Annotated in this window: 21 protein-coding genes and 1 pseudogene; 10 read left to right on the forward strand and 12 right to left on the reverse strand. The window is 64.8% G+C overall.

All coding sequences use genetic code 11. From position 1 onward, the window contains the following. Nucleotides 1–40 precede the first annotated feature (40 nt). The 5 genes and pseudogenes from CA951_RS36210 to CA951_RS36230 all read right to left on the reverse strand — a co-directional run bounded on the left by CA951_RS36210 (nucleotide 41) and on the right by CA951_RS36230 (nucleotide 5,775). Nucleotides 41–1,081 carry an iron ABC transporter substrate-binding protein gene (locus CA951_RS36210; protein ID WP_087561460.1) on the reverse strand — a complete coding sequence of 347 codons (1,041 nt, stop codon included), beginning with the start codon at nucleotides 1,079–1,081 and terminating at the stop codon, nucleotides 41–43. A gap of 74 nt (nucleotides 1,082–1,155) precedes the next feature. Beyond that, the gene (locus CA951_RS36215) at nucleotides 1,156–3,741 is read right to left on the reverse strand and encodes an AMP-binding protein (protein ID WP_256974228.1); all 2,586 of its coding nucleotides are present in this window, start codon (nucleotides 3,739–3,741) and stop codon (nucleotides 1,156–1,158) included. Between the two features lie 130 nt (nucleotides 3,742–3,871). Then, nucleotides 3,872–4,021, reverse strand: a complete 150-nt coding sequence (locus CA951_RS36220) for a hypothetical protein (RefSeq protein WP_179220437.1) — start codon at nucleotides 4,019–4,021, stop codon at nucleotides 3,872–3,874. A 51-nt stretch (nucleotides 4,022–4,072) separates the two neighbouring features. After that, nucleotides 4,073–5,294 (reverse strand): annotated as a pseudogene (locus CA951_RS36225) (hypothetical protein). 196 nt (nucleotides 5,295–5,490) lie between these two features. Continuing rightward, a complete protein-coding gene (locus CA951_RS36230; RefSeq protein ID WP_306300874.1) occupies nucleotides 5,491–5,775 on the reverse strand; it encodes a hypothetical protein in 285 nt (94 codons plus the stop codon). A gap of 417 nt (nucleotides 5,776–6,192) precedes the next feature. Between CA951_RS36230 and CA951_RS36235 the strand changes: the two genes are divergently transcribed. After that, a complete protein-coding gene (locus CA951_RS36235) occupies nucleotides 6,193–6,927 on the forward strand; it encodes a phosphatase PAP2 family protein (RefSeq protein ID WP_256974229.1) in 735 nt (244 codons plus the stop codon). 60 nt (nucleotides 6,928–6,987) lie between these two features. Beyond that, nucleotides 6,988–8,388: an ATP-binding protein gene (locus CA951_RS36240; protein ID WP_087561464.1), complete on the forward strand. Its 1,401-nt coding sequence runs from the start codon at nucleotides 6,988–6,990 to the stop codon at nucleotides 8,386–8,388. On the opposite strand, the gene CA951_RS36245 is transcribed toward CA951_RS36240, so the two are convergent. Then, nucleotides 8,345–9,046, reverse strand: coding sequence for a response regulator transcription factor (locus tag CA951_RS36245; RefSeq protein ID WP_087561465.1), 702 nt, complete (start codon nucleotides 9,044–9,046; stop codon nucleotides 8,345–8,347). The two genes, CA951_RS36240 and CA951_RS36245, sit on opposite strands and share 44 nt — an antisense overlap. A gap of 601 nt (nucleotides 9,047–9,647) precedes the next feature. Here CA951_RS36245 and CA951_RS36250 point away from each other — a divergent pair. Then, nucleotides 9,648–10,349, forward strand: coding sequence for an MspA family porin (locus CA951_RS36250; RefSeq protein ID WP_087561466.1), 702 nt, complete (start codon nucleotides 9,648–9,650; stop codon nucleotides 10,347–10,349). Between the two features lie 73 nt (nucleotides 10,350–10,422). Here CA951_RS36250 and CA951_RS36255 read toward each other — a convergent pair whose 3' ends face one another. Together CA951_RS36255 and CA951_RS36260 are read right to left on the reverse strand one after the other, a co-directional pair. Further along, the gene (locus CA951_RS36255; RefSeq protein ID WP_256974230.1) at nucleotides 10,423–11,172 is read right to left on the reverse strand and encodes a rhomboid-like protein; all 750 of its coding nucleotides are present in this window, start codon (nucleotides 11,170–11,172) and stop codon (nucleotides 10,423–10,425) included. 10 nt (nucleotides 11,173–11,182) lie between these two features. Continuing rightward, complete coding sequence (locus CA951_RS36260) at nucleotides 11,183–11,560, reverse strand: hypothetical protein (RefSeq protein ID WP_087561467.1); 378 nt, start codon at nucleotides 11,558–11,560, stop codon at nucleotides 11,183–11,185. A 698-nt stretch (nucleotides 11,561–12,258) separates the two neighbouring features. Between CA951_RS36260 and CA951_RS36265 the strand changes: the two genes are divergently transcribed. The 5 genes from CA951_RS36265 to CA951_RS36285 all read left to right on the forward strand — a co-directional run bounded on the left by CA951_RS36265 (nucleotide 12,259) and on the right by CA951_RS36285 (nucleotide 18,989). Beyond that, a complete protein-coding gene (locus CA951_RS36265; RefSeq protein ID WP_256974231.1) occupies nucleotides 12,259–13,740 on the forward strand; it encodes a DUF1254 domain-containing protein in 1,482 nt (493 codons plus the stop codon). An 89-nt stretch (nucleotides 13,741–13,829) separates the two neighbouring features. After that, the gene (locus CA951_RS36270) at nucleotides 13,830–16,184 is read left to right on the forward strand and encodes an arylsulfatase (protein WP_087561469.1); all 2,355 of its coding nucleotides are present in this window, start codon (nucleotides 13,830–13,832) and stop codon (nucleotides 16,182–16,184) included. Nucleotides 16,185–16,465: 281 nt separating this feature from the next. Next, the gene (locus CA951_RS36275) at nucleotides 16,466–17,962 is read left to right on the forward strand and encodes a peptide MFS transporter (protein WP_087561470.1); all 1,497 of its coding nucleotides are present in this window, start codon (nucleotides 16,466–16,468) and stop codon (nucleotides 17,960–17,962) included. A gap of 32 nt (nucleotides 17,963–17,994) precedes the next feature. Next, nucleotides 17,995–18,558: a thioesterase family protein gene (locus tag CA951_RS36280; RefSeq protein WP_087561471.1), complete on the forward strand. Its 564-nt coding sequence runs from the start codon at nucleotides 17,995–17,997 to the stop codon at nucleotides 18,556–18,558. Then, nucleotides 18,555–18,989 carry a nuclear transport factor 2 family protein gene (locus CA951_RS36285; protein ID WP_087561472.1) on the forward strand — a complete coding sequence of 145 codons (435 nt, stop codon included), beginning with the start codon at nucleotides 18,555–18,557 and terminating at the stop codon, nucleotides 18,987–18,989. The genes CA951_RS36280 and CA951_RS36285 overlap by 4 nt, the downstream gene beginning before the upstream one ends. Nucleotides 18,990–19,052: 63 nt before the next feature. Here CA951_RS36285 and CA951_RS36290 read toward each other — a convergent pair whose 3' ends face one another. The 4 genes from CA951_RS36290 to CA951_RS36310 form a co-directional block, all read right to left on the reverse strand. Then, nucleotides 19,053–19,583, reverse strand: a complete 531-nt coding sequence (locus tag CA951_RS36290) for a DUF1269 domain-containing protein (protein ID WP_087561473.1) — start codon at nucleotides 19,581–19,583, stop codon at nucleotides 19,053–19,055. A gap of 283 nt (nucleotides 19,584–19,866) precedes the next feature. Next, nucleotides 19,867–20,130: a DUF3263 domain-containing protein gene (locus CA951_RS36295; RefSeq protein WP_087561474.1), complete on the reverse strand. Its 264-nt coding sequence runs from the start codon at nucleotides 20,128–20,130 to the stop codon at nucleotides 19,867–19,869. Between the two features lie 455 nt (nucleotides 20,131–20,585). Beyond that, nucleotides 20,586–20,744 (reverse strand): NAD(P)-binding domain-containing protein, encoded by a 159-nt coding sequence (locus tag CA951_RS36305; RefSeq protein ID WP_087561476.1) that lies wholly within the window; start codon nucleotides 20,742–20,744, stop codon nucleotides 20,586–20,588. Between the two features lie 104 nt (nucleotides 20,745–20,848). Next, complete coding sequence (locus tag CA951_RS36310) at nucleotides 20,849–21,715, reverse strand: phytanoyl-CoA dioxygenase family protein (RefSeq protein ID WP_087561477.1); 867 nt, start codon at nucleotides 21,713–21,715, stop codon at nucleotides 20,849–20,851. 375 nt (nucleotides 21,716–22,090) lie between these two features. Here CA951_RS36310 and CA951_RS36315 point away from each other — a divergent pair, with 375 nt between their 5' ends. Further along, the gene (locus CA951_RS36315) at nucleotides 22,091–23,671 is read left to right on the forward strand and encodes an NAD(P)/FAD-dependent oxidoreductase (RefSeq protein ID WP_087561478.1); all 1,581 of its coding nucleotides are present in this window, start codon (nucleotides 22,091–22,093) and stop codon (nucleotides 23,669–23,671) included. Continuing rightward, nucleotides 23,668–24,735: an alpha/beta hydrolase gene (locus CA951_RS36320; RefSeq protein WP_087561479.1), complete on the forward strand. Its 1,068-nt coding sequence runs from the start codon at nucleotides 23,668–23,670 to the stop codon at nucleotides 24,733–24,735. The genes CA951_RS36315 and CA951_RS36320 overlap by 4 nt, the downstream gene beginning before the upstream one ends. Nucleotides 24,736–24,773 lie beyond the last annotated feature (38 nt).

A 24,773-nucleotide genomic window follows, 5' to 3' on the forward strand; every position in this document is an offset into this window, starting at 1 on the left:
TCCGCGTCCGCCGACCGTCCGCGGCCGATCAGTGTGAGATTCAGAGCAAACCAGCTTCGGTCATGAGCTCGGTGACCTGCGGACTGTTGAGCTTCGCGGGGTCGACCTGCGGGGCCTGCAGGTCGACGAGGGGAACCAACTTCGGGTTCGCGGGCACACCGCTGCCGACGGTGTACTCGAACGATGTCCCGGTCTGGAGGACCTCCTGGCCCTTCTGCCCCGTGACGAACTTCAGGAACTGCTGGGCCGCATCCTGCTTGGTGCTCGACTTCAGGACGCCGCCACCCGACACGCTGACGAACGCGCCCGGGTCCTCGTTCTTGAAGTAGTGCAGCGCGACGTTGTTGCTGTTCTCGCCGGTCTTGGCCTGGTCGCCGAACCAGTAGTAGTGATAGATCACACCGCCGGGGATCTCACCGGCGTTGACGGCCTTCATCACGGTGCCGTTGCCCTTGTACGTGCGGACGTTGTCCTTCATCCCGGCCAGCCACTGCCGGGTAGCGTCCTCGCCCTTCAGTTCGAGCAGGGCGCTGACGATGGCCTGGAAGTCGGCGCCCGACGGGGAGGCCGCCCAGCGGTCCTTCCATGCGGGGTCCTGCAGGTCGAGGAGCGACTTCGGCAGCTGGTCCTCGGGCAGCAGGTCCTTGTTGTACGCGAACACGGTGGAACGGGCCGCGATGCCGGTCCATTTGCCGCTCGACGGGCGGTACTGGGCCGGGACCTGGTCGAGGACGTCCTGGTTCACGTCGGTGAAGAGCCCGGCGTTCTCCACCAGCGTCATCGCGGGGGAGTTCTCGGTGAGGAACACGTCGGCGGGTGACTTGTCGCCCTCGGCGACCAACTGGTTGCCGAGCTCGGTGTCGCTGCCGTTGCGCACTTCCACCTGGACACCTGTTTCCGCGGTGAAGGCGTCGACCCATTCCTGGGTCAGCGATTCGTGTTGAGCGTTGTAGACCGTGATCGTGTTGGCATCCCCCGAATCAGCTCCGCCGTCCGAACTGGAACTCGAGCACCCTGACACCATCATCACCGCCGCGGTCGCGAGCGCCACTCCCGACGTCAATCCGATCCGAATCCTCATCGTCCGTCCTCCTCCACGGCGGAACTTTTCCCGCTGTCTCCAGGAAAATGATGCCACTTGCAGGGTTGGCAAACCTAAATTGGGGCTGAGGGTGTCTCGACGCGTCGATGCGAGACGCGAACCGACCCTCTCGAGGGTAGGGACGATCCCGGCTGCGCGGTGCCGGGCACGCGAAAGCGGAGTCGGCGCCCAAGCCGCAGCATGACGGTCACTGCCCGCCAGTAGAGGACACCGACCAGAATCGACAGCGCCAGCGCCAGCCACGGATGGTCGTCGCGCAGAGGCAGATACACCTGGAAGTGGGTGAGGTAGATGTAGAGGGAAGCGCTCGCCAGCACACCGGCGACCCGGCTCACCAGAGTGGGGCAGGGGACGGACCTGACCCACACCAGCAGGCAGAGTCCCCCGACGACGATGACTTCCCGCCGAGTCTCGCCGAAGAAGAAACCGGGAACCGTGGTCACGATCACCGCAGTGACGCAGAGCCGGTGCCACACCGTCGTCGACTGGGCGGCGGCCCAGCCGATGGCGAACAGCCAGAAGACCACCGACGCGGTGAGGATGCGGTTGCGACCGTCGTCGACGTCGACCAGCCCATACCGTGTCAGCAGACCGAGCGCCACGAACCCCATCGCGAACCAGAACGGATTCCTGCGCTCGATGCGGTCGGCGAACGGAATGCAGAGCACGGCCGCGACGACGAGCACGATGTACACGATCGCCTCGACGAACCAGTATCTCCACTCGACGGACCACCCGTCCGGACCCAGGATGCCGTTGAGTAACAACGCGCTGGTGATGCGGTACTCCCCGGTGAGGGCGATGACGGCGCCGATCCACACCATGCTCGGAACGGCGATTCGGGCGACGCTTGCGACGGTGTGGCGGATTCGTTCGGTCCGTTCGGCGGCACCGAGATGGAACCGGGCGAAGTTGTAGCCGGCGACGCCGAGGAGCACGTGGGCCCCGCCGAGCAGCGTGAACAGATGAATGTGCGAGCCCGCTATCAGAATGATCGCCACCGCGCGCAGCACGACGTTCGTTTCCACCGTCCGCCACCGACGGCGCTGTCCCGGGTCACGGGTGAGGTCCCGGATCGGGGTCGTGTGCCAGTTCACGGGCAGATAGCCGAGCAGCTTCTCGAGCCGCAGGGACATCTGCACGTGGGACAGCGAGTCGCCGCCCAGGCTCACGAAGGTGCTGTCGTCGGTGACGTGCGTGCAATGCAGGATGTCGGCATACAGTGCATGCACGGCTGCGGTGTCAGCGGCCGTCGTGGGTTCCGGCGACGGCAGGGAGCGATCCGCGCGTGCGAGCTCGGCGACCGCCCGGAAATCGGGTTTGCCGGTGGAGGTGCGAGGGAGTTGGTCGACGAGGAACACGCGAACGGCGGAGACCGGAAGACCGGAGACCCGTGCCACCATCTGCCGCACACCGGTCTCGTCGTGGCTGTCCTGGACGGCGACGATCAACTCATCGGCACCGCCCGCACAGCAGGCCGTCAGGCCGTGCCCGGTCAGCGCCGACTCGACATGCGGCAGGTCGATTCGCAGCCCGAAGACTTTCGCGAACCGGCTGCGGCGCCCCACCACCTCGTACAACCCGTTGTCGCTGAGCCGGGCGAGATCGCCGGTGTGCAGCTCGCCGCCGAGGGTGTCGCCGATGTGGAGGTCCTCGGGGGTGTGCGCATACCCGAGCATCACATTGGGACCCGCGTAGATCAGCTCGCCGGTGCCTGCCGGGGCGTCGGAGGCCGGCTCGAGCCGGAACGATCCGCCGGGAATCGGTCGGCCGATCGTGTGGGCGTGGGTGGCGGTGAGCTCCGGGGGCAGGTAGGCCATCCGGGCCGTCGCCTCCGTCTGCCCGTACATGACGACCAGATCCCAGCCTCGGCGTCGACCCAATTCCGCGTAGGCTCGCACCTTCTCCGGCGCGAGCCGGCCACCGGCCTGCGTGATGTACCGCAGGTGCGGTAGATCCAGTTCGTCGAACCCGATCCGGTCGAGGAGATCGAAGGTGTAGGGCACACCCGCGAAGCTGGTGCCGTGGTGGCTCCGGAAGAGGTCCCAGAATTCCGGGTCGGTGACCGAGTCGGTGGTGAGGACCAGGGCGGCGCCGCGCAGCAGGTGGCTGTGGATGACCGACAACCCGTAGCAGTAGTGCATGGGAAGTGTCGTCACCGCACGGTCGGTGCCTCGGATACCGAGGTATTCCACGATCGACTCGGCATTGGACTGCACGTTGCGGTGCGACAGACGGACGAGTTTCGGTGATCCGGTGGATCCCGAGGTGGTCAACAGAAGGGCGAGGTCGGGATGCAGTCGGTGCGCGGAGCCCGTACATCGTTCCTCGATCACCGCGCTCCCGTTCACGCTGCGGATCACGATGTCGGGCCGGTATGCGGAGATCAAGCCGTCGAGGCAGTCGGGACTGTCGCCCGGGGCCAGCAGCACCGGGTGACCGGCGAACAGGGCCGCGAGGTAGGTGACGATCACATCGACCTCATTGGTGCCGCCCATCAGCACCAGGCGTCGCCCCGCGCCGAGCAGCGGGACCTTCCGCGCGATTCGTTCGGCCAGTTCGCGGTAGCTGACCGTCTCGCCCGTTGTGATAAGTGCCGGGGCGTCGCCGAAGCCGCCCAACTCGTGCACGAAAGGCACACCGGGACGCTCTACCTGGAAGGATGGGCAACTCTGCACCGCCGTAATTCTATAGGGGCTGCGAGGGGCTCCTTCGCGAAGCGCCCGGCGTCCATTGGTGCGCCGGGGCTTGTCCATTCCCCAGACCCGATCAGGGTGATCCGAAGCTCGAGGTGGTGTCCTCGGCTCCCCGGAGCAGGCCGATGCCGATGTTCTGGGCGGAGTCGGCGAACTGCTGGAACACCGCGATGGCGAGCAGTACGACGGCGATCGACGTGGCTGCCTCGTCGGAAGTGTCCATGAACAGTCCCAGAACGGCTTTCGGCGATAACAGGTGGTCCGGCACACGATCTCATCGAAGGGTGGCCAATAGTGTGGTGAGAGTTTGTGCCTCGGTCGCAGGGTCGGGTGTGCTCGCTCGCAACGACTCGAGGACGTTGTCGATTTGGCTGTCGATGACTCGCCACGCGGTCTCGTCGAGGGGGCGTAGCGTCGACTCGTCGTCGTCCCAGGCGGTTTCGAGGTCCTTGATCCGGGTCGTCGCCTCGGTTTGATCGGTGGCCTGAAGAAGTTTCGTGAGCGTGTCCTGGGTGATGGTGCGGAACTTGTCGATCTCTGCGGACGGGAAGCGCGCGGTCGCCTGCCCCGGGTCGAGTGTCGTTGTCACGGGCGCCGTGCCGGCTTCTTCCTCGCTCGCGGCGGCGGCGGCGTGCGGCTGGGTGGCCGCCCACGTGAGCAGGGCGGCCGTGGCGGTGGCGACTGCGGCGTAGTACCCGAGCATGATTCGCTCGCGCGTCGGCGTCGTGGTGACGGCTCGGGTGCGGGTCAGTTCGTGATCGTCGATGACGTCGCTGTGGGTGAGCGTCAGGTAGACGACCGTAGCGAGGATCGCGACAAGGAAGATCGCGCTGGTGAGGGCAGGCAGTACCCAAACCGAGACCGTGTTCGGTGGACGGGGACGCGAACCAGTCGCCGAGGTTCGCGCCCAACGGGCGGGTCAGAATGTAGGCGAGCCAGAAGGACAGCACAGCGTTCGCGCCCAGCCGCCAGCCGATCACGATCAAGACGATCAGGGCGGCCGGCAGCAGCACCGACCTGCCAGGTCCCCACCCGGTGAGCTCGAGTGTCCAGTCACCGGCAGCTGTACCCAGGGCAAAAGTGACCAGAACTGCGAGCCAATAGAACAACTCACGTGGCAACGTAGTGATGCTGTGGATCGACAGTGTCCGTTCGCACGCGAACCATACGCCGAACACTATGGCCAGGGCTATCGCGAAGGCACTCGTGCTCACAGAAAGCGGGACGCCCAGGCTATCGGTGAGGATGTCGGTGTAGAGCGTGCCCGTCACGCTGAGGACGACGACGGTCAGCCAGTAGGCGAACGGCACGTAGTGGCGCAAGCACAACTGCCATCCCAACACTGCGGCAAGGATTATCGTAAAGATGAGAGCTGTCGCGTTCAGGCCGACGCCCAACGTCATGTTTATCCAGTCGGCGAAGCTCTCACCTACGGTCGTGCACAGGATCTTGATGACCCAGAACCACACCGTGATCTCGGGGACCTTGCTCAGCATCACGCGCTGGATCTTGCCGGCCTCGGATCTCGTTGTCTCGGTCACATTTTCAAACGTAGCGACATCCAGCTGTGCTCACGCTGAGAAGCCGACGCGGCCACATGGCGAAAGCAAGCGTCATCACGACCTCTTCGGCACCGGAATGCCCTCCAGCGCAGCGCATCGGCGAAAGGGGCGGCGATCGGCAGGGGCTCCGCTAGGAGATCCCTTCGAATTGCCTTTGGCGACGCCGGCGGTGAAACCGATCGCGCTGCTCGTCGAGGAGTATCAGGCCGTGATGGTCGCGCCGGCTGTTTGCGCGCGTAATCGCATCCCTCACAGCGGCGGTATGTCGGTGCAGTTCGTTCGCGCGCCTGTCCGCGTTCTGATCACCGAGCAGTTGGGCGGCGGCGCGATCCCATTCGATCAGTGCCTCTTCGTAGGCGAGCCGGATCGGCGCCTGTTCGTCGAATCGAGTCATCACCGCTTCGATGAACCGCAACGGGATACGCGACACCCGGTAGTTGATTCGGAGGAGACTCATCGTCGTACCGCGGAGGGTGACCACGATCGGCTCCGCGGGGGCGGTTGGTGGTTGCGTCGGAGCTCCAATCGTCACAGGTTTCGGTCAACCGGCCCGAGTATGTACGCGGCGCGCTGTGAGAACGCTGAGAGACGGTGTTCTTCTGGCGGTGCTCTCAGCGCCTCCACAGCGGCCGGCGCCGATACTGCGAAGGTGAAACAGTCACCACCACTTCTCTTGCTTTCGAAACCATCGGCGTATGGACATCACCACAGTCTGATCGGACGAGCCCACGACGCCGCCGCCGACATACACCAGAGCACCGGCGCCACGCTTGCAGTCGCGCTCCTTGGGGCCGGAGCGGCTGTTTTCCTGGCCGCAACAACCTGGCGGGCCGTGGCGGCCACGAACCGGCGTTCGGCGACGTCACCGCTGATCGGACTACAGATCCTCGGGCTGACCGTGGCGTTGATCGCGCTGGCCTACGAGGTCAGGGTCGGCGCCTTGGTCACCACCGCGGACCCCGTTGTGCTGGGCTGGTTCGCCGATCACCGGTCGGAGTGGGTGACCGGCCCGGCAATCGCGATCACCGACGCCGGTGGTCCCGTCGGCACCGTCCTCATGGCGGTGGTGCTGGGAGCGCTGTTGTCCCGGCGGGCACGATCACTCGTCCCCGGACTGATTCTCATCGGGACCGTCGGGGTCGCGGCGGCAGCGTCGACGGTCACGAAAGCCGTTGTCGGGCGGTCGCGCCCGCCGATCGTGTCACAGGTACTCCTCGAGACCGACCACTCGTTCCCGTCCGGGCACGTGACGGGAGCGATGGTGTTGTTCACCATGGTCGCGGTCATCCTCGGATACGGGTCTCCGGCCGCCCGGCGCGGGCTGCTCCTCGTCGCGGCGTTCACGGTGACCGTGGTGGTCGCGGTCACCCGCCTCTACCTCGGCGAGCACTGGCTCACCGACGTGATCGGTGGAATTCTCCTCGGCGGCCTCGCCGCCCTGATCGGTTCGGAGTTGTACGGCATCTGGATGCGGCGAGCCTCTGATCGTTTGCACAGTGTCGTCGAGGTTGATCCACGACACGCGGTCGGCGCCACCGAGGCGGCGACGACGGGACGGGCAGCCTGAGGTCCTGGCGCGCCGTTCCGGTTTGTCGCCCGCGGGTGTCCGGTGGCGGAGGATGGCCCCATGAACAGCGCACCTGTGTGGCTCAATCCGTCGCGGTGGGGGCTTGCCCTGCGATCGGCCCTGAGCGCCGGAGCGGTGGTTGCGGTCGCATTGGTGCTCGGCGCCGCAGCCCTGTTGTTCGTGCTGGACCGAACCCTGTTGTCGGCCCTCGACGACGCCGCGACCGGCCGCGCCGCCGACCTCACCGTGGGATTGCGCACCGATTCGCCCGCTGATCTCGACAGCCAACTCTTCGACACCGACCAACGCATCGCTCTGGTGCAGGTCGTCGACAACGCCGGCGCGGTGGTGCGATCCTCACAGGATGATCTCGGGCTTCCGGTCACCGGGGTGCGTCCACCGGTGGGCGGTGCACCGGTCCGCAGTCTGGTCTCGCACGAAACAGGCGGCGCAGATCTGCGGACCACCGTCCAGGGGGCGCACGGGGTCGGCGGCGACTACACCGTGATCGTGGCCGCGAGTGAGGAGTCGGTGGAAGCAACCCTGGCCACGGTCGGCGGGCTCGTCGCCGCCGGAGCACCGGTGATCGCCCTCGTCGCGGCGGGGGTGACCTACAAACTGGTGCGCCGATCGCTGGGCTCGGTCGAGCGCATCCGCACCCAGGTCGCCGCGATCTCGACCACCGACCTCGGTGAACGGGTCCCGGTGCCGCGCCCACGCGACGAGATCGCCGCGCTCGCCCGCACGATGAACGACATGCTCGGCCGCATCCAGGCCGGGCACGCGGCCCAGCGCCGGTTCATCGCCGACGCCTCCCACGAACTGCGCAGCCCGCTGGCCACGCTGACCACCGCCCTCGACGTGGCCGATGCGCGGCCCGAGGTCCTGAACCGCGACCTGGTTCGCGGGACCCTGCGTCCCGAGACCACCCGCATGCAACTACTCGTCGACGACCTGGTGCTGCTCGCCCGGGCCGACGAGCTCGGATTGCCGCTGCGGGTCGCCGACGTCGATCTCGACGACATCGTCGACACCGAAGTTCGCCGTTCCCGCGCCGACACCACCGTCACGGTGACGGCCGCGCTCACCCCGGTGCGCATCCGGGGTGACGCCGCCCAGCTGTCCCGGGCGGTGCGCAACCTCGTCGACAACGCTGTCCGATTCGCCGCCACCACCGTGTCCATCGAGGTGTCCCGATCCGGCCGCCAGGCGTGCGTCAACGTCGACGACGACGGACCCGGCATTCCCGAGTCCGATCGGGCGCGGGTGTTCGAGCGGTTCGTGCGACTCGACAGCGCCCGCTCCCGCGCCCACGGGGGCTCCGGACTCGGACTGGCGATCGTCGCGGAAATCGTGTCGGCGCATCGGGGTTCGGTGCGGATCGACACGGCCGAGCACGGTGGGACGCGAGTGGTGGTCACGCTTCCGGTGGAGGAGGGCTGTCCGGAGAACCGGTCGTGAGTCGGTAACCGACTCCGCGCACCGTGTCGATCGTGCGGGTACCGAACGGGGTGTCGATCTTGCGACGGAGATACCCGACATACACCTCGACGACGTTTTCGTCCCCCGTGTAATTCGCGTCCCACACGTTCTGCAGAATTTCGCTCTTGGTGAGCGCGGTGTCCGGGTTCCGCATCAGGTATTCGAGCAGTCCGAACTCGCGCCGGGTCAACTGCAACTCCTCGGTCCCGCGGGTGACTCGGCGGCGGCCGGGATCGAGGCTCAGGTTCCCGGCGGTGAGTACCACCGGCCGCGTGGGGGCGCCCCGCCGGACCAGCGCCCGCAGCCGCGCGACCAGCACGACATAGGAGAAAGGCTTTGTGAGATAGTCGTCGGCGCCGAGATCGAATGCGTCGGCCTCGTCGTACTCGCCGTCCTTGGCGGTCAGTATCAGGATCGGCGTCCAATTCTGCCTGGCCCGGATCTCTCGGACGAACTGATACCCGCTGATCCCCGGCAGCATGATGTCGAGCACGATCACATCGAACGATTCCTCGGTGGCGTGCCAGAGCCCGTCGGGTCCGGTGGCGGCGGTGACGACCACGAATCCTTCCAGCTCGAGGCCGCGACGGACCATCTGGGCCAGCCGGGGTTCATCCTCGACGACCAGCACCCTCATTGCACAGACCTGTGATCGGACACGTGACCACCGTATCCCTACCGAGCCCCGTGATGTCCGCGAGGCCTGACCTCCCGTGGGAAGGCAGTGCTGTATCACGAGCGATGCTTTGCGGAAGCTGTTTGGACAGAAGGTATCTACTGATCGCGCTGGTGGTCGGGCGGTTCCGATTTGCGTATGTCGGGTCCTTTCTGTCGGTTGGGTCGTTCTGTCAACTCGCGAGTATGCACCCGGCATCCTGTGGGAACGCTGAGAGGCGCCGGAGTGCGGGCGTGTCTGAGACTCCGCTGAGAACTGGCGTCCGGCTGTTCGCGGACAGCATTGCGGTGGAATAGCATTCGGATGCTGATGATGATCGATGCAACCGATACGTCAGTGCACCGGGCTCTCATTCCCAGGTGAGAGATGAGCTCCGGTTCGTCGGCTCCCGCCGGCCGCGACCCCAGAGGCCGGCGGGAGCCGTCGGTGTGCGCGCAGGCGGAGGAATCCCGCAGGTGAGGAACGGTTTTCGGTTTTCCACGTATCCCGAGCAGCAGACCGAAATGCCGGTTACCCTCAGCTCCTATGTATTTCGTAGAAATTCCGAACGAATGGGGTCGGTATGACGAACATCAGCAAATCTCGCTCGAAGTACACCGGTCTTACCCGTGCCCTCGCAGTCGCAGGTGTTGCGGCGCTTGCGATGGTGCTGGGCAATGGAACTGCGTCTGCGGGCGTGGACAATTCGAGTTCCGTCGTCGATGCGAGAGGCAATCGCATCGAGGTCCTGCAGGGTGACACCCAGTATCAGGTCGTTCCGCCGTTGGACGGTGTGCCCACGTCGGTCGAGTTCTTTCACAACGGTTACGCCGGGGTCGATATCACCGGGCCGAATGCCGCGGAGTTCAAGGGCACCAAACTCACCATCGGTTACCAGATCGGCTATCCGATCGCTCTGTCCGGCGCCACCGTGGTGCTCAACTCGCCGGGCCTCGGATTCGTGATCGGCGCGAGTAACGGAATCGACCTCGGCCTCGTCCCGACACCCTCGCTGAGCCTGAACGCATCGAACCATGCTGACCTCGCGGGCGACATCATTCCGTCGCAGGAACTGGACATCGATCTGGCACCGGGTGGCATCACCACAGTTCCGCTCCTGGAGAACCAGTCGTTCGACGGTCCGGCGGCGTCGGTGCGATTACAGGGCATCCACGGTTCCATTTCGGGTGCGCTCGGGGCAGTCACCATCCGGCCCTACGCGACAGCTGTGACGGCCGGGGGCGATACCGTCACGACCTACGGTGTGCCGCAGAAGCTCAACTAGCTCACGTTTCGGCCCGCTGCCCGACACCGATCGCGGATCGGTGTCGGGCAGCGGTGTCCGTGGTGGCGCCCGCTTACGTGTTGCCGGGTGCTCGGCGCAGTCGTCGGACCGTGTCGGCGGGCGACCAGGTGCCGGTGTGGGCGCGGGTCAGCGGGTAGCAGCACAGGCCGATGAGGACGGCGGCGAAGTGGCCGATCGCGGTGAAGGTCAGGTGCACGAAGAGGGGTACCGCGAAGAAGGCGAGCACGCCGGCGAGATAGAGGTAGCGCCAGGGCGCCGCGATTCGGTAGGTGAGGATCGCGACCACGCCGGCCAGTCCGTAGCTGACGCCGATGTCGAGGGTGTCGACCGCCGAGGCAGGGGCACGGCCATGGCGGATCGCTGCATACAGTGCACCTTCGCTGATGTAGGTGGCGCCGACGTGGGCGATCACGACCACGCACAACCACCGAAGTGTCCCCAGCCACCGCTCCGCCGGTACGTGGAAGATGTTGTAGAAGATGAGATACGTGATCCATCCGCCGCCGGCGAGCCAGAAGGCGCTCGCGATCAGGACTCGAACGGGGTCCTCGGCGAGGTGGTGCAGGTTGGTCGAGCGGTTACCCAGTACCTCGTGGAGCACATCCGGAGACAGGTGCCTCGCCACCACCGTCGTCACCAGCAGTATCGCCAGCCAGACGTAGGTGCCGGGCGCCCGCCGGATGTACGTCCAGGCTGCCCGCGGAAACGATCGAAGGTGCGACGAGATGGCGGCGTCCACCGGGGTAAGTATGCGCCCGGTGGTGGTATCGGCGCAGGCAAGCCGTTCGGCCTCGTTCCGCATCCGGCACTCCTCATCGTCGCCGCGGCGGTGGGCTTTGTTCGTGGGGGAGGCCATCCCCGCGCAATGTCTGCAGGGCCCGATGCTGGTCGAGCAGCACCTCGGCGGATGTGCGCCCGAGGGAGGCTGCGGTGTCGTCGACGCTCAGTCCCACCACGAGTCGCAGGATCAGGACCGCGCGTTCGGGGCCCGGTAAGACCGCGAGCGGTCCGGGGTGCCGGGAGGTCGGGTCTGTTGCGACGGAATCAGCGGTGGTGCTGTCGAGTTCGGCCCGGCAACGTCGGACCAGGATCGGCCAGATGACGTCGAGCAGGTGCCTGGCCGCGTCCCGATCTCCGGTGGCTGCGGTGGTGGTCAGGGTGTCGAGCGCGCCCAACGGTGATGATCTCATCGAACCTCACCTCGCCTTCGTGGTCCATTTACCCGGTGTCAGCTGGACCCGAACAACCCGGCGAAGGGGTTGGTGGTCGGGGCGGGGGTCTGATTGTCGGTCTGCGGCGGCCAGGGGGATGGCCGCGAGTGCCGCTGTGGCGGCGATTCTCGACAGATGTCGCCGTGTTCCCGTCGTCGTGGAGTGCGTGATCATCATCGATCCTCTCGCTGGCAAACCCACCGGAGCGGTGGGCTAATGCACCCGCTGGTCGGGGAGTGCACAATCCCAGTGCAGGCCCGCATCCTGGCGGTCGGCTGGCACGAACCTGTGAATCTCCTGGCAGCCTTCACGGTGTACAAAAGATGCAGTGGCGCAACCGTTATCCCCTGATGTTCGGTCTGTCGTTCGGCCCCGGGACGCCTCCACGGGTGGCCTCGGTGATGACCCCGCACTTCCTGAGTATTCGCTGAGGATCTGAAATGAAAGGTCGGCGCCGTCCTCCACGCCGCCCAAGGAGCCGACCTGTGGTCCGTTCCAGGACGCGCCGCACTGGGATTTCGACGCGCCGAGCAATCCCCTCGGGGACTGGTGTACGCAGTGGCAAGGGCAGTCGCGGGACACCACCAAGGATGGTGGTGGGGGCACCGTCTTCATGAAATGACCTTTCACCCGGCATGGGTGATGGCCGGCCGGGCGCTGCGGGGCACGGTGTTCGGATGGGTACTTCGTTCGACGATGTCGCCAGAGGGTTCACGCCCGCGCACGCCGGGCTGGCCCGGTCCGCGGGGGTTCCTGCCACGCTGGCGGGCGAAGGCTATGTGGAGGCGCTCGCCCGCGTCGTCTATTACTGGGGTTACCCGGCCGTGGACACGTTCGGCCGCACGTCCATGTGGGCCCTCATGGACGGCAAGGCCGGCCTGCAGCTCGGCATCCTGCCCGGCGCCCCGAAGAATCACACCGGAGCGCTGGCCGATTACATGAGTCCCGCGCAGCGGTGGGTGGTCTCACCGAACAACGACACGATCTACGGCGTCGGGTTCGCCGATCTGACCCGGGATGCCGTGGTCGTCCAGACACCCACCGACGTTCCCGCCGGGCACTACTGGACCGTCCAGATCGTCGATGTTCTCACCAACGTCGTGCACCAACTGGGTTCGGCCGCGGGCACACCCGGCGGAAAGTTTCTGCTCGTCGGACCCACCTGGGAGGGAGACGTGCCCGCCGAGTTCGTCAGCGTCCTGCGGATGCCGACCAATGTGGCCGGGGTGATTCCGCGCAGCTTCGCCGCGCATTCGGACGAATCCAAGCAGCAGGCCCGCGTCGTCCTCGACCAGATCGGGATGTACCCGCTCGGCGAGGATCAGCCGGGGCAACGATCCTTCGGGTACGAGGCCGACGCCGCCACCGCCATCTTTCCGCCGGGCCTCACCGCGGAGGTGCTCGCGGCGAATCCGGACGCCAGCAGGCCGCAATGGGTCAAGCCGGAATCGTTCTGGACCGATCTCGCCGCGATGCTCGACTTCAATCCCCAGATGAGCGAATCCGACACCCCGATGGCCGATCAAGCCCGCACCCTCGTCGCGTTGCATCGATCCGACGAGCCCTACCGCGCGCTCCTCGACCGCGCCGCGCTCAGCGCCGACGTCGCCCTCCATGCATCGGCGACCTACGTCCAGGTCGGCACGGACGTCGGCAACGGGTGGCAGCGCCAACGCAACGGCGGTGTATGGGGTACCGACTGGTTCGGCCGGGCCCTCGCCTCGGTGATCTACATCTACGTCAACGACTTCCACGAGGCGGTCTACCTGATCCGGGGCACCGACAGCGCCGGTGGCCTCCTCCACGGCCGCGAGCAGTACACGATGACGTTCGCCGAGAACGCACTGCCACCGGTCGACCGGGGCCGTGGCGGGTTCTGGTCGTTGACCATGTACGACAAGGACGCATTCATGCTCGCCGGCGCCCCCGGTGGTCGTGTCAACCTCGGTACCGTCAACCTCGACGCCGGCGACCTCGTGTTCCGAGACGGGACACTCACCCTGCATCTGTCGCACGAGGAGCCGAGTGAACCTGCTGCACGGGCGAATTGGCTACCCGCACCCGATGGCGAGTTCTGCCTGATCATCCGCGCGTACGTCCCCGACCGGACGATCCTCGACGACTCCTATCAATTCCCGGACGTCATCCGAAAACAGTAGGTGGTTCGGGTTCACCCGTGTCGGGTGAGGTGTGCGGGCGCACCAGTGTCGAGGCTGGCACCAGGAGTGCAGGCGAGGAGAGGCGCATCATGGTCAAGCCATTTCGCGGTGTGGTCAACGTCGACGTTCGGGATTCGGTCCCGGATTGGACCCCGTTCGAGCCGCCACGGGCGCCTGACGGAGCGCCGAATGTGCTGTACATCGTGCTCGACGACGTCGGATTCTCGGCCATGGGTTGTTACGGCGGGCCGATCGAGACGCCGAACATCGACCGGATCGCCGCGAAGGGTGTTCGGTACACCCAGTGGCACACCACGGCGCTGTGCTCGCCCACACGGTCCTGTTTGCTGACCGGGCGTAACCACACGCGCAACAGCATGGCCTGCATCACGGAGGCGTCGATCGGATTCCCCAATGCGAGTGGCACCATCCCGCCGGAGAACGGGATGCTGTCGGAGATCCTCGGTGAGCGGGGTTGGAACACGTACATGGTGGGCAAATGGCACCTGTGCCCGACGGACGAGATGAACCTGGCGGCCACTCGTCGAAACTGGCCGACCGGGCGTGGCTTCGAGCGCTGGTACGGGTTCCTCGGCGCGGAGACCAACCAGTGGTATCCGGATCTGGTCTACGACAACCACCCCGTCGACCAGCCCCGTTCGCCGGAGGACGGTTACCACCTCACCGACGACATCACCGACAAGGCCCTCGAGTTCATCAAGGACGCCAAGGCGATCGCGCCGGAGAAGCCGTTCTTCCTCTACTACGCGCCCGGAGCGTGTCATGCTCCGCATCACGCCCCGGAGGAGTGGATCGCGAAGTTCGAGGGCAAGTTCGACATGGGCTACGACGCGGTCCGTGAGCAGACCCTTGCCCGGCAGAAGGAGATGGGCATCGTCGCCGCGGACACCGAGCTTCCGCCGATCAATCCGATCGGCACCCCCGAGACGCGGTCGGGCCCCGAGGGGCAGCCGTTCCCGGAACTCGACTACACCCGCCCATGGGACACGCTCAACGACGACGAGAAGCGGCTGTTTGCGCGGATGGCCGAGGTCTACGCGGGGTTCCTGGCTCACGCCGATCATCACATCGGGCGGGTGCTCGACTATCTCGAGCAGAACGACCAATTGGAGAACACCGTGATCGTGGTCGTCTCCGACAACGGCGCGAGTGGTGAAGGCGGCCCGAACGGCTCGGTCAACGAGATGAAGTTCGCCAACGGCATCCCGGACGACCTCGCGGAGAACCTCTCGAAACTCGGCGACCTCGGCGGACCCAAGACCTACAACCACTACCCGAACGGTTGGGCGATGGCGTTCAACACCCCGTTCAAGATGTGGAAGCGCTACGAGTTCAACGGCGGCACTGCAGATCCGTGCATCATCTCGTGGCCTGCCGGAACGAAGGCGCGTGACGAGATCCGTGACCAGTACCATCACGCGATCGATATCGTGCCGACGCTCCTCGACCTGGTCGGCGTCGAACCACCCGAGACGATCAAGGGCCACACCCAGGCCGCGTTCGACGGTGTCAGCATGCGGGACACGTTCGACGACAAGTCCGCGCCCTCGGCCCGCCGGACCCAGTTCTACTCGATGCTCGGCTCGCGATCGATCTGGCACGAAGGCTGGAAGGCCGTCACGACCCATCCGACCATCGCCGGCTGGGGTCACTTCAACGAAGACGAATGGGAGCTCTACCACACCGATGTCGACCGCGCCGAGGTGCACAACCTGGCCGCGGAACAACCGGACAAGTTGCGGGAATTGGTGAACATCTGGTTCGCCCGGGCCGGCGCGAATCTGGCGTTTCCGCTCGACGATCGATCGGGCGTCGAAATCATGGGCACGCCGCGCCCCCAACTGGCCGCGGCCCGCGACCGATACGTGTACTACCCGGACGTTGCCGCGGTGTCCGAATGGCAGGCGGTCAACACCCGCGGCCGATCGTTCGTGATCGGCGCACTCGTCGACATCCCCGAGCCGGGCGCCGAGGGCGTGCTCTTCGCGATCGGGTCCCGCTTCGGAGGGCACGCACTGTATGTGAAGGACAACCGGCTGCATTACGTCAACAATTTCGTGGGCAGCGACGAACAGATGATCGTCGGCTCCGAGGACATCCCCACCGGCACCGACCTGATTCTGTCCGCGTCGTTCGACAAGGACGGGCAGGAACCCACCGCCACCCTGGGAATACTGTCCCTCTTCCATGGGGATCGGAAGGTCGGCGAGGGCCGGATCAGAACCCAGATGGGGGCGTTCGCGATCGCCGGTGCCGGACTGTACGTCGGTCGGCACCCGGGCGAGCCGATCACCGAGGACTACCCCGGCGAATCACCCCATCGTTTCACCGGCGGCAGGATCGACCGGGTCGCGATCGACGTCAGCGGCGAGCCGTACCTCGACCTCGAGCGGGAAGCCGCCCTGATGCTCATGCGGGAGTGAGCCCGACGCCGTTCGAATAGTCGGAATCTCGAGGCCGGTGCAACGTGCACCGGCCTCGAGTTGAATGCTGTGGAAGTTGATGTAGATCACGACGTCACAGCAGCGCAGGGTAGAGAGCGCGACAGAGTCGACAACTTCTCACGCCGGTGTTCGAACGTATTCGAGGAGAAACGCTGTGGGGTCATCTGCAACTGACTTGGCCGCCATCGCTACTGTCGCCGGTTCCGTCTCACGGTACCCCGCCGAATTGCAGATCACTCACTCACTCCAAGGGAGAACTGATGGTACAGCCACCGCGCGAGGTCGGCCGTGAGGATGTGCAGACGGTTGTCGACGTAAAGGGTGACGATGCTGTCTCCCGGCCACGGTTGGCGTTGCCGAAACCATTCTGGCAGTTGGCGCTCACTGAAATATGGGAGCGATTCAGCTTCTATGGGCTCCAGGGTGTCCTCGGGTTCTACCTTCTCTACTCGCTGGACCAAGGCGGTCTCGACGTATCCCCTGCGATCGCGGTCAGCATCATCGGTGGGTACAGCGGATTGATCTACCTCATGCAGGTGGTCGGCGGGTGGATGGGTGACCGTGTCTTTCCGCCGAGACTGATGGTGCTCTTCGGTGCCGTGGCTATCATGACTGGTCACGTGACGTTGTCGCTGATTCCTGGAATTCACGGCCTCGTGACAGGACTCGTCTTCATAGTGGCCGGCACTGGTGCGCTCAAGACGAATATCACCGCGATAATCGGTGCGACCCTTCCTGCGGACAGGTCGATGCGCGATGCCGGGTTCTCGTATTTTCTGATGGCAGTGAACACCGGCTGCGTGCTGGGGCCGATCATCACCGGATGGGTGCAAAGTGTCTGGGGATTTCACCTCGCGTTCCTCATAGCCTCGATCGGAATGGCGGCGGGGCTCGTCCAATACGTCCTCGGTTACAAGGACCTTCCGCCCGCGTCGCGAATCGTGAGAAATCGAATTCGGCCGGCGAATCTCGCAAAATATGCTTCGGGCGGATTATTCGCCGCCGCTCTTCTTGCGTTGCTCTGGTCGATCGGAACCGTCAACGCGGGGAACCTGACTCATGTTGTCGGAGCGTGCATTGCACTCGCCGCCGGAGTGCTGTTCTCCGCGATTCTGCGTTCGCCCGCGGTGGCCTCGGATGAGAAGCGGCGGGTCGCCGGGTATGTACCGTTGTGGGTCGTCGGTGTGCTGTATTACGGAATCCTGTTACAGGTATTCACGACGGTCACGATATTTGTGACTGAACGCGTCGATCTTGATCTGTTCGGTTGGCAGCTGCCTGCCGCATGGCTGATCGCCGTCACCCCATTGGTTGGTGTGATCTTCACGCCGTTCATTACTCGAATGTGGGCGCGCCAGGGTCCGCGTGAGCCAAGTGTGACAAGTAAATTCGCAATCGGATTGGTTTTGGTGTCGGGCGCATACCTCCTACTGCTCTTCAGTGAGCTCACTCCGGGTAAAGAGGTGTCCCCCGCACTGGTATTGGTGTGCATGGCCCTAGCCGGTCCATCCGAGGTGTTCGTCAATCCGGTGACACTGTCCCTCGTCACTCGAATTGCTCCACAGAAGTTCGGTACTCAGATGACAGCGCTGGGTGTGCTCATCATCGGCGGGGGAGCGGCCATCTCGGGTGTGCTCGGAGTCCTCTATACCGTGATGCCGTTGGCTCCCTATCTGATCAGTGTCGGGGTTTGCGGGTTGGCTACGGCTGCGGCAATTCGATTGATGTCCCGCCGAATCGAATCATTGATCGAATAAGAGCCGTCATGGCCCGTCGAAGGAGAGAACAGTTGAGTCAGCGCGCCCCCGATCGCCCAGTCGTCCGCCACCTGTCGCCCGATCAGGTCGTCGGATTCTGGTCCACCGACATCCATCCCTGGTCCTACGACTTCGACTATCTGGGTCACCTGACGGCGGCGATCTATCCGAAGGCCTTCGAACAGGGCCGGATACGATATCTCGCGCAGCGGTGGGGAACTCGGCAACCGGCATACGTCGTGGCATCACACACGATGCAGTATGCGACGGAGATCCGCGAGGAAGTGTCACCGCTTCGCGTGCTGATCCGGCCTACCGGGCTCGGCAGGTCCAGCGTGCGGCTGGAAGAGCTGCTCGTGGACAGGAATTCCCGCGTGTGCAACTTCTCGAACGTCACGCTCGTGGCCTGGGACCCGCAGGCGCGAGGTCCGCGCGAGCTGTCCCCCGCTGAACGCGGGCCGCTCGAGCTGGACATGGAGATCCTGCACGGCCTGGACCTCCCGTCGGCGGGACCTCGCAAGAACCACACCGAGGCAGACCGCGAGGCTGTCATGGACACCCATGCTCGACCGAGGCAGGAACCGGAGTTGCCATGACAACCACCGACCAGCGGGCAGACGCATACGCCGACAGGATCAGGAGCGCGTGCTCGGCGGTGATCGAGCACGACCTCGGCCGTGCGTTGGCTCATTTCGACGACAACTGCGTCTTCGTGGACGGTACAACGGGAAGCGAAACCGGCAAGGACGGACTCCTCACATTCTTGGACGAGATGTGGGCGACGTTCCCCGACTTCGCACCACGGGTGGTCGCGTCGCACGTCGACGAGAACACCATCGGGGTGCTGTTCGAGTCGACGGGAACTCTCGTCGGCACGGGCGACGCGTCGACGCCCGGCAAGCAGGTGCGCTGGATCGCGACCGGCTTCTCGACGTTCGACCCGGATTCGCTCAAAATCCTGCGGGACGTGTACTTCGTCGACACGGCCGCCTTGGACCAAAAGATCGGCGAAGCCCAAGCCGGCTGAAGCACGGCGGGCCGAATTGTCGACCGTGCCGTGGCGCAACTCGCCGAAGATAGGCGATGGATATCAGGACTTGGACGCCTCGTCGATCTCCTTACCGACCTTCTCCGTGTCCGCCTCGAGCTGTTTCTTTGTCACCTTGGATGCGCGTTCGAGCGCCTTCTCGACCCGCGCCTCGAGGTCGGTCGCCGCGACGACGATCAGTCCGCTGTCCCCGTCGTCGAGCAGCTCACCCACCTCCTTGAGGTCGGAGCGGCTCATCCCGGCCGCGACGTGCCCGCCGAGTGCCCCGAGACCGGCGCCGCCTGCGCCGCCCAGCAACAACCCGGCGCCGAGCCCGACGGCCGGGAACAGGGCAACCAGCGCACCTCCAACCAAGCCGATGCCGAGACCACCCCAGGCTCCCTGCCGGGTCGGCTGCTCATGCTTCTTGACGATCTTGACCTTGCCGGCTTCAGTCCGGGTGATGACGGCCGCATCGTAGGTATCGATCAGGTTCGCCTCGACGTAGAGATCGTGCACGGCGTCGTAGTCGGCGATCGCGGCGTCTTGCGAGTCATAGACCGCCGCCAGCAGGGCGAATGTATCGAGGGCCATGATTTCCTCCAATGGGTTGGTTGACGGTGGACCCGTGGACGCCAGAGGTGAGGTTGTCCGGTTCCAGCCTCGGCACTCGCGGTCCCGCTCGCATCGCCCAAAACGGGTGATCACCAGCGTGTCGTCGTCGCGCAGCCAGCTTTCACGAAAAGCCGATATTCGGGATATATGTCAGGTGATCGCTTCACTTTCGCCACACAGAGGGGCTTCGATAGATGGCAGGAGTCGCATCCCGGTGCGGTAGATCCCCGAAGTACAAGGAAGTGAACGACACCGGTAGACGTCAGCGCATTGTTCTCTGCGCGAGGCGTCGGCCAACTGCGGGTGATCGAAAGTGGCGCAGGACCAGGTGTTCGAGGGATTGGCGCTGCTCGGGGGATAGCCCGCGCGCAGCCAGGGTGCCGAGTATGTGCGCCAGGGTGGAGTAGAACCGTTCGGGGCTCACCCCGAACGCGACCCATATCTCGCTACTGGGGACGCCGCCGTAGGGGGCCCACCGGAGCGCGAGGTCCAGTATCGCGATGTCGTCGGTGTGTGTTCGTTTCATGTTTCTGTCAGCTCGGTAATGTTGGGGTAGAGGGTTTCTCGGTGTTCGAGGGTTTCTGAAGGTGGGGGTAGATCGCAGAGACTGCCGAGTCGCCGTCGCCGGAGGCCACCACCGGCTCGACCATGTCGCAGAATGCGGCGATGAGGTTGCCCGGTTGACCGATCTTTCGGACATCCTCGTGGATGATGTGCCCGGCCTCGTGGAAGACTCTGCTGGACGCTTGATCGCACCCGCGCACGCAAGAATATTCGACAGCCCGGGGTCGGCGCCCTGATAGCGCGCACGGGCGGCTACCCACTTCTCCATCGCTCGTGCTTCGTCGGCGGTGCCCCAGGTGAGATTCACGAGAGTTTTGCCGGCAATCGTGTCGGGCGGCATGTCATCGAGTAGTTCGGTCACTTGCCCGTAGTGCGCGATGCAGAACACCGAGAGGGCCGTGTCGCGCACAGCGGCGGTTACCCCTCGGAGGCGGCGACGGCGCCCAGCTGAATCAGTGGGGTGGCCTTTGCCGCCGTGCGATTCCACACCACGGTCTCGTATCCAGCGGTGAGGAACAGCCGGGCGAGGGTGGTACCCATATTTCCCAGTCCGATTGCCGAGATCGCAGTCGACAAGGACGATCGACTCCGCGATAGCTAGTGAGGTAACAAGATTCAACAGTCGACCGCGGGCTCCAGGCGCAATGAGATCTGTGCCGCGAGCCGGCGGCGACGAACCGTCAGAGTTCGAGGTAGTCGGCCAGCTCGCCGGCGTCGACCATCCACAGGCCGGGTGAGCCCGTCGGATACTGCGAGCGGAAGCCGACGAGGCGCTGCACACGCTCGGACAAGGTGCGGACGAGTTCTCGGTCGACCAGGAACGGATAGGCTTCCTCGCCGACCAGATATCCGGGGTTCAACGCGAAACTGACCGCCCGTCGATAGTCGCTGTCGGTCACGTTCGCGCCGCCGCCGTGCACGGTCTTTCCACTGAAGAAGATGGCGTCTCCCCTGTTCATGATTGCGGGGACAGTGTCCTCGGGAGTTCCGCGGTTCTCGAAGTCCTCCCATACGTTGCTCTTGGGGATCACCCGGGTCGCGCCGTTCTCCTCGGTGAAATCCGTGAGAGCGATGAGGAAGTTGATCATGACCTCGGGACCGGCAGGCCCCATTCCGACGAAGGGGTTCCAGTTCTCCAGGTCGCGGTGCAGGGTTTGGGGCCGGTTTCCCGGTCCGATCTCGATCACTTGAGCGGTGGTCATCCAGTAGGACCCCGACTCCTCCAGGTACACCGCGTCGGCGAGGGCATGGACCAGGTCGTGGTCGATAATTTCTTCACGGAAAGTCTTGCTTCGCGTGACCAGGTTGCCCAATCGCTTGGTGTTCCTGCCATGGAACTCGGCAATGAACTTGTTGTCACTCTTGCCGCCCGGCTCGATGGCCGTCAGGTCCGGCTCGATGTCGGCATTGAAGCGGTCGATCTGTTCGTCGGTGAGTAGCCCGCCGATGATGACCCCGCCGTCTTCGTGGAAGACGGCGAGAATGTCCTCGATCGGAGCGGTGGCGGGAATCCGGCGCAGGGCGGTTCCGGAGACGGTGTCAGTCATTGGTGATCCTCTGCTGATAGAACTGGCTGCGAAGGGTGGGGCCGCGACCGGGGGCGTGCGACCGGGGTGGAAGCTCACGGGTCGTCATCGTGTCGCCCTCGATGTGGCGCACGTCTCACCATCCTCCCTGTAGCCGCAGTGATCTACACCAAATCTCCACACGATCCGTGCATTGACGGTGCAATGTGCACCGCGGCCCGGCCTGCCGTGAAGAAATGGGCCCAGATCGCGGATCGCTGTCGAACCAAAAGGGCGCGGGTGTGCAACATGCACCGCACGTCGCTGCATTGTGATGCATCACGGTGTGGTGTGGCGCACACCTGAACCTGCACGGTTGTCCGCAATCACTTTGTTCCATGGGAAGGCGGAACGACTATGAAAGTTTCCACTGCAACCGAGCACGGCGACATCGTCATTATTGGCGCCGGCATCTCGGGAGTCGGAGCGGCCTGCTACATCACGGAGGCATTCCCGGGGAAGAAGGTCATCATCCTGGAGGCTCGCGGGAGTGTCGGCGGAACCTGGGACCTGTTCAGGTATCCGGGCATTCGTTCCGACTCGGACTTGCATACGTTCGCGTACGAGTTCAAGCCCTGGCTCCACGAGACGGCGATCTCCGAGGGGCACATGATTCGGGACTACATGCGTGAGACCGTCGAGGAACGCGGTATCGGCAGCCTGATCCGCTTCCGGCACGAGGCGACTTCTGCCGACTGGTCCAGCGCGGACGCGGAATGGACACTGAGCGTTCGAAAGACCCTCGAGGACGGCTCGACCGAAGACGTCCGGATCAAGGCCGGCTGGGTGTTCAGCGCGACCGGATATTACCGTTACGATCAGGGCTACGCGCCCACGTTCGCCGGAAGCGAAGATTTCGAGGGCGATATCATTCACCCGCAGCATTGGCCCGAGAACTACGACCACTCCGGTAAGAAAGTAGTCGTAATCGGTAGCGGCGCTACGGCTATCACGCTCATCCCCGCCATGGCGACCGGGCCGCAGGCGGCGGCTCATGTGACTATGCTTCAGCGCACCCCGAGTTACATCTTGACTCTTCCGCGCGTCGATACATTGAATTTGCGACTCACCAAGATGTTCGGAGAAAAGCGGGGATATGCCCTGACGCGATTCAAGAATGTGTGGATCGACTGGGCAGTCGTGAATTTCCTGTCACATTTCCCCAAGCAGGGACGCAAACTCGTCCGTTATCTCACCAGCAAAGAACTCCCCGCCGGCTACGACGTGGACACACATTTCAATCCGCCGTACGAGCCCTGGGACCAGCGTCTGTGTCTGGCACCCGACGGTGACTTCTTCAAATCCATCCGCGACGGCGACGCATCGGTCGTCACCGATCGGATCGAGCGTTTCACGAGGAACGGGATACTGCTCGAATCGGGGCGCGAACTCGACGCCGATGTCATCGTTACCGCCACGGGCCTCAACATGCGGTTCATCGGTGGCATCAAGCAAACCGTCGATGGAAAGCCCGTTGATCCGTCGAAGACGGTCACCTACCGCAGCAGCCTGTTGTCCGGGGTTCCCAACTGGGCCTTCGCGATGGGTTACACCAAGTCGTCGTGGACGCTCAAGATCGGGCTGTTGATGAAGTACTTCTCCTCGCTGCTCGAGTACATGGACGAGCGCGGATACGACTCGGTGGTGCCGGTCGCCGATGATTCGATGACCACGCAATCGATGTTCGATCTCTCGGCCGGCTACATGCAGCGCGGCGAAGATCAATTTCCCCGGCAGGGGACCGAGGCGCCGTGGCAGTTGAAGACCATCTACCGGAACGACCAGAAGCTCTACAAGGGACCCCTGATCGACGGCAACCTACGGTTCGGGACTTCCGGAGGGCATGAGGTCACTCCGCAGCCGGAACAATCGGCCGGACCTCGGCAGACCCCGGTGGAGCTTCTGTCCGCGGTGACGGGAAAGGTGATCAGTAGATGACGACGTCGGCAATCGGTTCCGGCGCTCCGGTATCCGCGCCCGTGCTGTCGTTCGCCGAGCGCGCACAGCGCTTCGCCTTCACGGCTCTCGGCCGGATGCCGGAAGGCCTACTCGGCCGACTCGCGAAGGTGCCGGTCAACAACGAGGGCGACCGGATGGCTCCCGAGATCGCGGCACTGATGCGAATCACGGAGATGGCCGACGACTACAGCGACGGCACAGCGGTGAACGCGCGCATCCTCGAGGAAGCGCAGGCCCGCATCTTCGCCGAGGACTTCCCTCCGTTCGCGATTGCGGAAGAACTCAGTTTGCCGAGTGGACTCCGGGCAACCCGCTACCGCGCGCGTGCGACCTCCCGGGGACTGCTCGTCTTCTTCCACGGCGGCGGATTCGTACTCGGCAGCAGGGCCAGCTACGACTCGCCCGCAAGGCTGCTCGCTTCGGGTGCCGACGTCGACGTGCTGTCGATCGAGTACCGGCGGGCGCCCGAGCATCCGTTCCCGGCTGCCACCGACGACGCGTTGACCGCCTGGAAGTTCGCGGTCGAACACGCAGCGGAATGGGGTCACAACCCGAGGAAGATCATCATTGCCGGTGACAGCGCGGGGGCCAATCTCACTGCGGTGCTCGCTCAGCAGATTCGAGGACAGGACATCCAGCCGCAGCTACAGGTGCTGATCTATCCGGTCACCGATCTGGTCGGCGACCATGCGTCGCGCGCGGAATTCGCCACGAACCCCGCTCTGACGGCGAAACAGATCGCGTGGTTCACCGATCAGTACCTGCCGGCCGGAGCTGACAGGGCTGATCCACGGATCTCCCCGGTCCGGGCCGAACATCTGTCCGGCCTGCCGCCGGCGGTGGTCGTCGTCGCGGGTTTCGACGCTCTGCGCGACGAAGGCATCGCGTATGCGGAACGACTGCGGGAGAGCGGGGTTCCGACGCAGCTGTTGCGGGAAGGCGGATTGGTGCACGGGTTCATTTCCTTGACCCGTGTCAGTCCCGCGAGCCGCGCCGCAGTCGAGCGCGTCATCGCTGCGATCTCAGAGTCGGTATCGCGTTAGCCGGATAGCGCGCCTGTTCGCGCTGCACATCACCGTCA

The organism is Rhodococcus sp. NCIMB 12038 (genome assembly GCF_002165735.1).
In the GTDB taxonomy this organism is placed as follows: Bacteria; Actinomycetota; Actinomycetes; order Mycobacteriales; family Mycobacteriaceae; genus Rhodococcus_F.